Origin of the sequence: Mesobacillus sp. MER 48 (assembly GCF_023714225.1) — a bacterium.
GTDB classification, from domain to species: Bacteria; Bacillota; Bacilli; order Bacillales; family Cytobacillaceae; genus Mesobacillus; species Mesobacillus oceanisediminis_A.
Map to the genome: position 1 here is coordinate 598,280 of NZ_JAMAUR010000003.1, position 12,155 is coordinate 610,434.

Annotated in this window: 12 protein-coding genes and 1 pseudogene; 6 read left to right on the plus strand and 7 right to left on the minus strand. The window is 45.8% G+C overall.

Features of this window, described 5'->3' with window-relative positions; translation table 11 throughout:
- Positions 1-63 precede the first annotated feature (63 nt).
- The 5 genes and pseudogenes from M3593_RS14225 to fdhD form a co-directional block, all read right to left on the minus strand.
- Entirely contained in the window at positions 64-771 is a 708-nt protein-coding gene (locus tag M3593_RS14225) for a formate dehydrogenase subunit gamma (RefSeq protein WP_144479253.1), read from the minus strand.
- Positions 764-1,597, minus strand: coding sequence for a 4Fe-4S dicluster domain-containing protein (locus M3593_RS14230; RefSeq protein ID WP_144479255.1), 834 nt, complete (start codon positions 1,595-1,597; stop codon positions 764-766). Before M3593_RS14230 ends, M3593_RS14225 begins: the two co-directional genes overlap by 8 nt.
- A pseudogene (fdnG, locus tag M3593_RS14235) lies at positions 1,597-3,993 on the minus strand (formate dehydrogenase-N subunit alpha); the annotation flags it as partial. The pseudogene fdnG and the gene M3593_RS14230, both read right to left, overlap by 1 nt.
- Before the next feature lie 12 nt (positions 3,994-4,005).
- Complete coding sequence (locus M3593_RS24370) at positions 4,006-4,578, minus strand: twin-arginine translocation signal domain-containing protein (RefSeq protein ID WP_214710332.1); 573 nt, start codon at positions 4,576-4,578, stop codon at positions 4,006-4,008.
- A gap of 54 nt (positions 4,579-4,632) precedes the next feature.
- Complete coding sequence (gene fdhD / locus M3593_RS14240; RefSeq protein ID WP_251542516.1) at positions 4,633-5,427, minus strand: formate dehydrogenase accessory sulfurtransferase FdhD; 795 nt, start codon at positions 5,425-5,427, stop codon at positions 4,633-4,635.
- 598 nt (positions 5,428-6,025) lie between these two features.
- On the opposite strand from fdhD, the gene pdxK reads away from it, so the two are divergent.
- On the plus strand, positions 6,026-6,850 hold the full coding sequence (pdxK, locus tag M3593_RS14245) for a pyridoxine/pyridoxal/pyridoxamine kinase (protein WP_251542514.1): 825 nt from the start codon (positions 6,026-6,028) through the stop codon (positions 6,848-6,850).
- A gap of 465 nt (positions 6,851-7,315) precedes the next feature.
- Here the strand turns inward: pdxK and M3593_RS14250 are convergent, their stop codons facing one another.
- Positions 7,316-7,672: a DUF2512 family protein gene (locus tag M3593_RS14250; protein ID WP_251542512.1), complete on the minus strand. Its 357-nt coding sequence runs from the start codon at positions 7,670-7,672 to the stop codon at positions 7,316-7,318.
- A 274-nt stretch (positions 7,673-7,946) separates the two neighbouring features.
- Between M3593_RS14250 and M3593_RS14255 the strand changes: the two genes are divergently transcribed.
- Together M3593_RS14255 and bshB2 are read left to right on the plus strand one after the other, a co-directional pair.
- Positions 7,947-8,294 carry a YojF family protein gene (locus M3593_RS14255; RefSeq protein WP_144479263.1) on the plus strand — a complete coding sequence of 116 codons (348 nt, stop codon included), beginning with the start codon at positions 7,947-7,949 and terminating at the stop codon, positions 8,292-8,294.
- A gap of 28 nt (positions 8,295-8,322) precedes the next feature.
- Positions 8,323-8,988 (plus strand): bacillithiol biosynthesis deacetylase BshB2, encoded by a 666-nt coding sequence (gene bshB2 / locus M3593_RS14260; RefSeq protein ID WP_144479265.1) that lies wholly within the window; start codon positions 8,323-8,325, stop codon positions 8,986-8,988.
- 23 nt (positions 8,989-9,011) lie between these two features.
- On the opposite strand, the gene M3593_RS14265 is transcribed toward bshB2, so the two are convergent.
- Positions 9,012-9,347, minus strand: a complete 336-nt coding sequence (locus M3593_RS14265; RefSeq protein WP_251542510.1) for a hypothetical protein — start codon at positions 9,345-9,347, stop codon at positions 9,012-9,014.
- A 184-nt stretch (positions 9,348-9,531) separates the two neighbouring features.
- On the opposite strand from M3593_RS14265, the gene M3593_RS14270 reads away from it, so the two are divergent.
- The 3 genes from M3593_RS14270 to M3593_RS14280 are packed head-to-tail and all read left to right on the plus strand — an operon-like array spanning position 9,532 to position 11,954.
- Positions 9,532-10,254 carry an ABC transporter ATP-binding protein gene (locus M3593_RS14270; protein WP_251542509.1) on the plus strand — a complete coding sequence of 241 codons (723 nt, stop codon included), beginning with the start codon at positions 9,532-9,534 and terminating at the stop codon, positions 10,252-10,254.
- Positions 10,244-11,275 carry an ABC transporter permease gene (locus tag M3593_RS14275; protein WP_251542507.1) on the plus strand — a complete coding sequence of 344 codons (1,032 nt, stop codon included), beginning with the start codon at positions 10,244-10,246 and terminating at the stop codon, positions 11,273-11,275. The genes M3593_RS14270 and M3593_RS14275 overlap by 11 nt, the downstream gene beginning before the upstream one ends.
- 22 nt (positions 11,276-11,297) lie before the next feature.
- Positions 11,298-11,954 (plus strand): TetR/AcrR family transcriptional regulator, encoded by a 657-nt coding sequence (locus tag M3593_RS14280; RefSeq protein WP_251542505.1) that lies wholly within the window; start codon positions 11,298-11,300, stop codon positions 11,952-11,954.
- Positions 11,955-12,155: the final 201 nt, after the last annotated feature.

Below are 12,155 nucleotides of genomic sequence, written 5' to 3' on the forward strand. Positions count from 1 at the left end.
GCGACGATTTAAATTTTGAGGGAATGGGCCCATTTGGTGAACCCATTCCCTCTGTCAAAGGTTTTAAGCGCCTTTTTTCTTGTTCTTGCCTTTGTCAAGATCAGGGAAGTTGCCTTTCTTGACTTCTTCTTCATACCATTCTGTATAGTGGTCTTTTGCCCACTCTGCCGGAACCTCACCAGTAATGACGCCCGTATATCCTGGACGTGAATTTTTGTGGATGACACTCAGATAGATGTGGCCAACCACGACTGCGATCGCAAGACCGAAGCCAACGTTATGGGCGACATATGCCCACTGGACCATTGCTTTCGGGAACAAGGCCGGGAACCACATCGGGAATCCCGAACCGATGATCAAAATTGCTGTGAAGATCTGGATGATCGAGTTGATTTTTTCACCCGCGTTGAAGAATGTCTGTTTTACATGCTTGAACTTAAAGCCGAACAGTTCTTTAACGAACTCCGTGAAAAACTGGATATCCCTCTTTTTCCAGGTAACGAGTTCCTTGCCCCAGCGAAGCAGGCCTTTTGGATCCATGATCATCCAGATGAAAGTCGGCGTGACGAACGCGACAGCGAAAATCCTGTGGAGCAATCTGGCACCTTCTGGTCCGCCAAGCACAGGGTATAGCCAGTCAAACCATTCTGTATACATCGGCAAGGCCGTGATATACAGGGCGAAGAATGAAATGGCGTTCACAGCATGCGCTAAGACAAAGCCTTTTGAAAAACGTTTGACCTTCACACCTGAGTACTGCGTTTTACTCATGGCTGCCACCTCCATCTTCTTCATGGCCTTTGTCCTCTTTATTGAACAGCTTATTGCTGACGAATGCGCCAACAAGTGCCATGCTTGTCGCTCCAAGCATCATTTTGCCGATTGGCTGTGCGTAATCCTTCCAGACTACCGCTGAAGTTGGAACCTTGGGCTTTTCAGGCAATCCGTAAACGGAAGGCTTTTCAGCTAGGACATAAATCGTATGTGTACCGCCGACTCCTTCAGGGTTGTAGATCATGGCGTTAGGGAAACGGCCCTTGATTTCGCTCAGGCGCTTTTCAGCTTTCTTGAGCATTTCATCTTTTGTGCCGAACTCCATTGCGTCTGTATGGCAGGTAGTGACACAAGCCGGCTGCATGCCTTCCTCAAGGCGGTCAACACACATCGTGCATTTCTGGGCTTTCTTGTATTCCTTGCCATTCTTGTCTTTGTATGTTGCCAGCTGGACCACATCGAATGGGCAGTTCTGCACACAGTAGCCGCAGCCAACGCATTTATCCGTGTTCACATCGACCGTGCCGAATTCTGTGTAGTGCATGGCATCCTCCGGGCACACCTTAACGCAGGCAGCTTCCGTACAATGGAAACAGGATGAATGACGGAAAAGGTATTCAAGATTTCCTTTTCCGTTTTCGTGTTCAATGAATGACAGCACGTTCCAGGTATTTGCCGTTACATTCGCATGTGATTGGACGCTGCCCTGGAAAGCTTCCGGCTCAGCCGGAAGGTCATTCCAGTTTTTGCAGGCGACCATACATGCGCGGCAGCCATCACACTTGGTCACGTCAACAAATTTTACATATTCAGCCTTCGCCATTAGTCAGCCCTCCTTACGTCGCAGAGGAATGCCTTATATTCAGGAATCATCGTGTTGGCGTCCCCGATATGAGGTGTTAAGCGGTTTGCTGTATCCCCTGTTGCATATCCTTTATATCCGAAGTGCCAAGGCATGCCAATCTGGTGGACTTTCTTGCCGTTTACAGTGTGCGGCTTGAAGCGTTTCGTCACCATCGCATAGGCTTTAACCTCGCCGCGAGCTGATGTCACGATAACCTGGTCCTTGTTCTTGATGCCTTTTTCCTTCGCTAGCTCTTCACTCATCTCGATGTACATATGGCCCATCAATTCTGACAGCCATTGCTGGTTCCTTGTCATCGAGCCGGATTGCCAGTGTTCACTTACACGATACGTTGTCGCCACGATCGGGTACTGCTTCTTCGTGCCTTTAAGGTTGAAGTCGCCATCCCAGACCTTGATGGTCGGGTTGAATTCCTGGCTGGAGAACGCATTCGGCACCGGACTTTCAAACGGCTCATAGTGTTCTGGGAACGGTCCGTCATTAAGCGTTGGAGCAAACATGCCGCCGACGCCATCCTTCAGCATGATGAATGGATTCGTGCCTCCCTTATCAGAAGGAGCGACCACTGCCTTGAAGTCAGGAATATCATGTCCAGTCCATTTTTTAGCCAGGCCATCCCACCAGATGACTGCCTTATCCTTGTTCCATGGCTTGCCGGCCGGGTCTGCAGATGCGCGGTTATAAAGAATCCGGCGGTTCATAGGCCATGCATAAGACCAGTTCAGGAAGTTGCCCATGCCATTATCCTTGTTGTCACGGCGCTTGGACAGGTTGCCTTCTTCCGGATAGAAGCCTGAATAAATCCAGTTTCCGGAGCATGTGGAACCGTCATCAGCAAGCGAACCGAAGTTCTCGACCTGTTTGCCTGTCTTAATGTAATAACCATTGATTTCACGGGCGACTAGATCGAATTCTGGATGATCATGTTCACCGTAATTCCAGTACAGTGCATTGATAGCTTTTGCAGCAGGTGAGCTTTCATTTTTGTACATGCCTTTGATTCTTTGCATCAGCATATGGATGATTTCCATGTCTGCCTTTGATTCGCCTTTAGGCTCGATTGCCTTCCAGCGGTACTGCATCCAGCGTCCGCTGTTCGAGACCGTTCCTTCTTTCTCGTATGAGGATGCGGCCGGAAGCAGGAATACCTCTGTGTTGATTTTTGATGGATCGCTGCCAGCTTCCTTTTGCCAGAATGCTGAGGTTTCTGTCTCCCAAAGGTCAATTGCAACCAGCCAGTCAAGCTTGCTGAGTGCTTCTTTTTCCTTGCCTGCATTCGGGCCGCCGACTACAGGGTTGGTTCCAAACAGGAATGCGCCATCCAATTCGCCTTTATACATCGCATTGAAAAGAGCGATATGGGAGTAATTCTTGTTTCCTTTAGGTAGATATTGATAGCAGAACTCATTGTCCTTTGTCGCGTTAGGGCCATACCATGCCTTGAGAAGGCTGACGACGAATTTTGGCTTATTGCTCCAATATCCAGCAGCAGGCGTTTCTTTTTCAAGATAGGCCTTAAGAGTTGCATGTTCAGGAAGCTCTTTCGGGGCCCCCAAATATCCTGGAAGATCCCCGAACAAAAGACCGAAGTCAGTTGAGCCTTGTACGTTTGATTCACCGCGAAGCGCGTTTACTCCGCCGCCAGGCATACCGATGTTGCCAAGAAGCAACTGCAGCATGGCATATGAGCGGACGTTCTGGGTTCCGACCGTATGCTGTGTTGTACCCATCGCATAAAGGATCGTACCTGCTTTTCCAGGCTTTCCTGTTGAACAGAAAGCGTCAGCCACCTTCAGGTAGTCTTCCTTAGGTGTTCCTGTCACTGTTGACACAGTGTCAACATCATAACGGGAATAATGCTTTTTCATCAGCTGGAACACGCTGCGAGGATGCTGTAGTGTTTCATCCTTGACCGGGGTCCCGTCTTCTTGTGTTTCAAAAGACCAGCTAGCCTTGTCATATGAACGGGTTTTTGAATCATATCCGCTGAACAAGCCGTCCTCGAATTCGAAGCCTTCCTTGACGATAAAGGAGGCATTTGTATATTTAGCAACATACTCTTTGTGGAAAAGGTTATTTTCGATCGCATAACTGATCAAACCGCCGATAAAAGGAATATCGGTTCCAGAACGGAGCGGAGCATAAGTGTCAGCCTGTGATGACGTTCTTGTGAAACGCGGATCGACTGATAGTATTTTCCCTCCGTTTTCCCTTGCCTTTAAAAGCCATCTAAAGCTGACTGGATGGTTTTCAGCAGGGTTCGCGCCAATGATCAGCGCACAATCGGTATGCTGCAGATCATTCCAGTGATTTGTCATTGCTCCACGACCAAATGAAGGTGCCAGACCGGCAACCGTTGAACTGTGTCATATTCGTGCCTGGTGCTCTAAATAGGTGACACCAAGCCCTCTCATCATTTTCGCGAGCAAATAAGTTTCTTCATTATCAAGTGCCGCGCCGCCTAGGCTTGCGATCGCTTCTGTTTTATTGACAAAAATTCCGTTTGTTTTTTCAACGAATGTCTTGTCACGTGTTTCCTTCACGCGCTTGGCAATGGTATCAAGCATCCATCCCCAATCTTTTTCTTCCCACTTATCGCTTCCAGGAGCCCGGTAACGAGGCTTCAGGACGCGTTTTTCTGAGGTGAATAATTGTCTGATCGTTGTCCCTTTACTGCACAGGCTTCCTTCGTTGATGGGATGATCCGGATCCCCTTCCGTATATACCACATCATTGTTTTTCGTATGGACTAAAATCCCGCAGCCCACAGCGCAGTATGGACAAATGGTTGGTGTAACAGTAGCTTTGGCAATCTTGAATTCTTTTGTTTTCGCATGGACTTCTTTTTCGTTGAAGCCAAGTTCAACAATCGCCAGGGTTGCCGCAGTGGCTCCTGACAGCTTCAAAAACTGCCTGCGATTCAGGTTGATTTCAACCATCTCTCTCTCTCCTTCCCAATAGTTGCTTGAACATCCGTAATCCCACAGTTGGTGTTAATTCAATACTTGCTGGGCTTCCCCCCTTTCAAGCAGGTCATCCGCAGCAGCGGGCGGGGTTAAATCATTGTTGATCCTCCCGGCCGATGTATAAATCGTCGCCATTTTCCCGCGAAGGTAGCCGACAACCTCAATATTGAGGAATCTTGCCAGCTGTACCGCCTGCTTGGTGGCAGCTGTACGGGAACCGATGATGGCAAAGCCAAATTTTGCTGCTTTTGAGAGCATTTCATATGAAACCCTGCCGGTCGTCAGCAGGACGAGCCGGTCGGGCTGCAAACGCTTTCGAATTGCGTGTCCGATAATCTTATCGACAGCATTATGTCTGCCGATGTCTTCCCGGACCTCGATACTGCCATCCTCAAGGATGATACACGCGCCATGCATGCCGCCTGTTTCCAGGTACAATGGCGAATTTTGCGCGAATTCCGCCCGTTTTTTCAATAAATAGGTCAACGAATAGGTTTCATCGGAATTCACTTTATTGAACTTTTTGACATCCGTCATTGAAAAGAAGGTCACTCCCCGGCCGCAGCCCGCTGTATAGTGCTTCTTTTTCGAAAACATCTGTTCAGGATCGAAGGAATTGCATAACGACACATTCAATGTGCCAGTCTTTTCACTAAAATCAACACTGACGACATCCTCCGGGCCATCGATCAACCCTTCTGAAAAAAGGTAGCCGTATACCCAATCTTCGAGATCCTGATTGGTCAGCTGGAAAACCGCGATTTCATATCCATTCAGCTTCAGGCTGATTGGATATTCTTCAGGACAGCCTTTCTTTGTCATGTTCTTCACCCCTTATCTGTTCGGTCATCTCTGGGTCCGGTTCAGCAATCGATATCTCCCAGTTCATTGGAATTGAAAGACTGTGATCAATCTCGCAAACTGGCAATCTCTATAATTCACTCTGTAACATTAGATGCTTTGAAATCTTTAAAAACGGCCTTTCCGGATCAAAAACAGGGTTGCTTTTCCATACATTAAAAAACATTTCACTATGCAAAAAGGAATAATACCCCTATGCCTTAAATGTACGGGAAAATGAATGGTTGTAACCGTTTCAATTGTTACAATAATATAGATGAAAATTGTCTATTTCTTTAACAAATGCTTAAATCTATATTTTCGTTTTGCGAAAGGATTGTTCTGAGCCAAATTACACATTTCCCATGCTATATCAAATTATTTTTCTGCTCAGTAACTTTCATCACGTCAACGCACTAATGCCACAGAATTGTCAAAAGTTAAATTTTACCTAATACACCTTTCTCAAAAACCAATTCTTTGTCTATTCTTACAGAATTGGTATAATTATAAGAAAGTGTTGAAGGCGACAGGCCTGTCCATTCAGGCAGCCGCCATTCTATAAATGGAGGTAGTTCACATGAGTTTGAAAAAGGTGTTAACAATCGCAGGATCCGATACAAGCGGCGGCGCCGGCATCCAGGCTGACCTAAAAACGTTCCAGGAACTTGGCGTTTACGGAATGACCGCTCTAACAACGGTCGTGACAATGGACCCAAAGAATCACTGGCATCATGAAGTCTTCCCTCAGCCAGTGGAGCTGGTCGAAAGACAGCTGGAAACAATCCTTTCCGTCGGAATTGACGCCATGAAGACAGGAATGCTGGGAACGGTTGAGATCATCGAGCTTTCTGCCCGTAAAATCGATGAATATAACTTGGACAGAGTTGTCATCGACCCTGTCATGGTCTGCAAGGGAGAAGATGAGGTTTTGATGCCTGAAAACACAGATGCTATGAGGGAATTGCTTCTTCCAAGAGCGACTGTTGTTACGCCTAACCTTTTCGAAGCATGGCAGCTGGCACAGACAGGACCAATCCGCACAATTGATGACATGAAAGAAGCAGCTGCTAAAATCCATGACCTTGGCGCGAAGAACGTCATGATCAAGGGCGGAAACAAACTGAACCATGAAAAAGCAGTCGACCTTCTATATGATGGAAAAGACTTCACTCTATTCGAATCAGAAAAAGTTGAAACAAGCTTCACGCATGGCGCAGGCTGCACATTCGCATCAGCCATCACAGCTCAGCTGGCAAAAGGCAAAACAGTCCCTGAAGCACTGGAAGTCGCTAAAAAATTCATCACAGAAGCGATCAAGCACGGCTTCAGACTGAACGAATATGTAGGACCAACCGCGCATCTGGCTTACAACAAATATGCAGACGGCAACCGCGGAGAATAAACCCATAATAAAAAGGATGGCAGCCGCCATCCTTTTTTCTATCCCTATTTCTGTTTCTAATGATATTTTAAAAGCCTTTTTGCCTGGTAGAGCCCTTTTTATGGACACTTTTCTGGGATTCTTCTATATTTTTGTCCATTAGAGCCCCTCTCATGGACACTTCTTCAGGAATTCCTCTTGTTTTTGTCCATTAGAGCCCTTCTTACGGACACTTTTTCAGGAATTCCTCATGTTTTTGTCCATTAGGGCCCTTCTTACGGACACTTTTCAGGAAATTCGTCATGTTTTTGTCCGATAGAGCTCCTCTTACGGACATTTTTCAGGGAATTCGTCATCTTTTTGTCCGTTAGAGCTCTTCTAATGGACACCAGCAATCGTCATCTTTTTGTCCAATAGACTCTTCTCCTGCCCACTATACAGCGACCTCCAAGAGTCTAACAGCTATTATCCAGCCTATTTTTTCTATTATATTTTCCGGTTGATATGAAGAACCCGATCTGCGACATAACTATGGAAGAACCATTCACCAGAGGCGATCAGGGCAGCTGCAAAAAGTGACGCTCCAATCAAGCCATTAGTCTGTTCAAACAACAACAGCCCCAGTCCCCATATTACGAGAAACGACAATGCAAAATCTGCAAGTGAAGCTGTCAGATTGCTTGTTTTTGGAAGAATAAACAAATCTCCAGCCAGGTAGGATATGGCCCCAAGAACAATGGTGATGATCAGGATGTCTCCTAACCCTGCATAACTGCCCAAAAACAGAAGCAGGATGGCAAATGTCATGATGGCTTTAATCAGCAATGCTTTTGCGTGCTCCATATGCTCCCTCCTTTTCCCTTCACTATTTCCATTTACTTTCCTGATTAAACACTTACTGTAAAAACCTCCGAGCGTACATTTCGCTTTAAGAAAGATTTTTTAGTAATATAGATATAATCGATTTTAAAAAGATTGATGCAATCAAAAGCAGAAGGACGAAGCCGCGAAAACTTGTCGATAGACCGAAAGGCGAATCATTCATTTTTCACATAGAAGGCTGTCCCTTCGGCTATTATAAATTGAAAACATCGAAATCCGGGAAGGAGGAACAAGGATGGATCCGGTGATTTTGTCAGATGTCCAGGAAGCATTGGACCGTTTTAAAGACAAAGAAGTCTATATTCATTTGGAAACAACAAATGGGGCATACGCATCCCATAACGATGAGTCGTTCTTTTCATCAGGCGCATATATTCGAAATGCGAAGGTCACTTATGAACGCGCGAAGATTGCTGGCGAAGGTCCATATCGGGCTGGTTTAAAGATACCCTTCGGCTGGGTTTACGCAGAAGGAATCACCCATTTTGAAATTGATGATAAAGGCAGGCTGCTGCTTGCAGGCCATGATTTTAATGGGAAGTTAGCCGTCGCCCTTGAAATAAGCGAAACGCCGTTCGAATAAATAGCGTACAGAAAGGAGAGATCTTACGATGGAAAAAGAAAGGCAGGTACTTGTCGTGTTCCCTCATCCTGATGATGAGGCATTTGGTGTTTCAGGAACAATCGCATCCCATGTCAATATGGGTACACCTGTTACATATGCGTGTTTGACACTTGGACAGATGGGACGAAATATGGGAAATCCGCCATTCGCAAACAGGGAAACCCTTCCTGCAATCCGTGAGCAAGAATTAGACAACGCAGCACGGGCTATGGGCATCAACGATTTGCGGAAGCTTGGATTCCGTGACAAAACGGTTGAGTTCGAGGATGAAAATATGCTGACAAACCTTATGTCCTCACTGATTGCTGAATTGAACCCTTCACTCGTCATCACATTCTACCCTGGCTATTCCGTACACCCGGACCACGAGGCAACAGGTGCAGCAGTGGTGCGCGCAGTAGAGAAAATCCCTGAAGCAGACCGGCCAAAACTGCATTGCGTAGCGTTCTCGCGCAACTGTGTTGAAGAGCTCGGTGAACCGGATATCGTCCATAATATCAGCGCCGTTGCCGATATCAAGCTGGATGCTATTCGTGCCCACCGCTCGCAAACCGAGCTGATGCTTGAGAATATGGCGGAAAAGCTGAAAGAGAAAGATCCACAAACGATGGCGTGGCTCAATAATGAACGCTTTTGGACCTATAAATTTTAATCCACCTGTTGCAGGTGGATTTTTCATTTTCTTTCATATACTCCTTCAATCATCAGGCCTTTCACGAACACCACTTCCTCGGCTGGCTCTCCTTTGATTTTCCACACTGATTCCTTGAATCCAAGGAATTTACTGTTGTTTGTCTTGCCGATCAACCTGTCGATTTCGAAATTCCGTTCCCCATTATGATAAAATTTCTGATACGTTTCATAGCCGGTATGGAATTCCTGGTCCTTAAAAATCAGGACCCCGCTTGTTTTGCTGGTATACACATCAAGGTTCACATCATAGAAGTAAAGGCCAGCGATTAACAAGACCGGAGCAAGAATCAATACCCATCTCTTCTTTTTCAGGAACAAGCAACCACTTCCCCATTTTTTAAAATTTTCAGTCACTTCCTATAATAGCATATTACCCTGGCTTCAATTAAAATTGTCGGATTATAAGTGAATTTGTGAGTGATTACTCACTATACAAATTTATGTGAATGCGTTATGCTCTTAGTGAGTGATTACTCACTTCTAAAAAGGAAGGTGAACTCAAATGATTGTTTCGATAAAAAACGTAAGTAAACGTTACGGTACTCATGAAGTCTTAAAAGATCTCAATCTCGAGATTGAAAGCGGGGAAATCTTTGGACTGCTGGGTCCCTCAGGTGCTGGAAAAACCACTCTTGTCAGGCAGCTCGTCGGACTGGAAACACCGACAGAAGGCGAAAACTATCTTTTCGGTGAAAAAATGCCATCATTGCAGCTGATTGAAAGAATTGGCTATATGGCTCAATCCGACGCGCTTTATACCGAATTATCCGCCAAGGAAAACCTTGAATTCTTCGCTTCATTGTTCGGCCTGAAGGGTGCGCAGCGAAAAAAGCGAATTCTGGAAGTGATGGAGCTGGTGGACTTGTCCGACCATCTTAACAAACTGGTAACCAATTACTCTGGCGGCATGAAGCGGCGCCTCTCCCTTGCTGCGGCATTGCTGCACGAGCCTGAGCTGCTGATCCTCGATGAGCCGACCGTTGGGATCGACCCTGTTCTCCGTCAAAGTATTTGGTCAGGATTTTATGATTTGAAAAACAGCGGCAAAACGCTGATTGTCACAACACATGTCATGGATGAAGCAGAAAAGTGCGACAGGCTGGGGCTGATCCGCGACGGAAAACTGATTGCAGTCGGCACTCCTGCCGAGTTGAAGGAAAAGACCGGTTCAGCCAGCGTCGAGGAAGCATTTTTAGCATACGGAGGTGTCCAACATGCGAATTAGAGCTCTGGCAACCAGGATTATCCGGCAATTTCTGAGGGATAAAAGGACGCTTGCGATGATGCTCGTTGCTCCTCTCTTGATCTTGACGATGCTCCACCTTGTCTTTAATGGCGAAAACTATATTCCCAAGGTCGGTTTGGTCAATGCCCCTGATACAATCATTAACAAACTGAATTTAAAAGATGTCAAAATGACAGAATATGACTCTGAAAAAATTGCGAAAGAAGCCGCCCTCGACCATACTCTTGACGGATATGTTGTATTTGAAGGTCCAATGGTGGATAAAATTGTGCTTGAAGGAAGCGACCCATCCGGTAACGGTGCTTTTATGAAGTGGTTCCAACAGGCTGCCAAGCAGCTAATGCCTTCACAAGGCAATCCTGAATTGAACGCTGAATACCTGCACGGATCGGAGGATATGGGACAATTTGATTATTTTGGGCCTGTCTTGCTTGGATTCTTCGCCTTCTTCTTTGTATTCATCATTTCCGGGATTTCATTTTTGCGGGAGAGAACGAGCGGCACCCTTGAAAAATTGCTGTCGAGTCCATTGAGGAAATGGGAGATTGTTGTCGGCTATATTCTTGGATTTGGGCTGTTCACCTTGCTGCAGGCTACCTTGATCGCCTGGTATGCGATCTATATTCTCGGAATGCTGATGGAAGGTTCGTTCATCTATGTACTGCTGATTACGCTGATGCTTTCCATGACGGCCCTGACACTCGGGACACTGCTGTCGGCGTTCGCGAACAACGAGTTCCAGATGATTCAGTTCATCCCAATCATCATCGTGCCGCAGTTTTTCTTCTCCGGCCTGATCAATCTTGAGACGATTTCCGATTGGCTGAGCTGGCTTGGACCGATCACACCGCTCTATTATGCTGCTGATGCATTGCGTGATATTATGGTGAGAGGATACGGATGGGATGCTATTTACGGGAATATGCTGATGCTTGCCGGGTTCTCTGCTCTGTTCATGTTCCTGAATATTTTAGCGCTGAGAAAGCACCGCGCAGTCTAAACACCGGCGAAAGGAGTAAACAATGACAGATCCAGACTTAACAATAGATGAGTTGATGGACGGAGAAGAGCTGACAGATAAGCAGAAGAAAATTATTGTCTCTGCGATTGAATCCTTCGCCGAAAAAGGATTTTCCGCTACATCAACCAGCGAAATCGCCAAAAAGGCAGGCGTAGCGGAAGGAACGATCTTCAGGCATTATAAAACGAAAAAGGATTTGCTGCTGGCGATTGTTTCACCAGTAATGGCAAAGTTCGTGGCTCCTTTTATCATAAAAGATTTAAAAAAGATCCTTCATCAGGATTATGAGCATTTTGAAGACTTCCTTACAGCAATGCTTATGAATCGCCGTGATTTCCTTGTCAAAAACCTTGCTACCGTTAAAATTCTGGTGCAGGAAATTCCGTTCCACCCTGAATTGAAGGAATTATTCAAGGAACATATCGCCCTTAAAGTATATGCCCAATTCGAAAGGCTTGTTGAGCATTATCAGGCTAAAGGCCAAATTATTGATATTCCAGCCTACAGTGTATTCAGGATGACGTTTTCCTCTATCTTCGGCTATTTGATTGCACGCTATATGATTCTGCCCGAAGCAGACTGGGACGATGAAGCAGAAACAGAACGGACAATCCAGTTCATCATGCATGGATTGGCAGGACCAAACAGTAAGAATTGAACCGGGTGTGGGTGCCCGGTTTATTTAATTGGAAAAAATCACGGAAAATTACCAGTTCGCCAATAAATTTTGATTTTCGCCAATAAACCAGTGAAATCGCCAATAAAAAAATTTTTTCGCCAATAAAGTTGTGAACTTCGCCAATAAAACTCGATTTTCGCCAATAAAATGATTAGCGCCTTTATAATAGGAAGTTAAAAC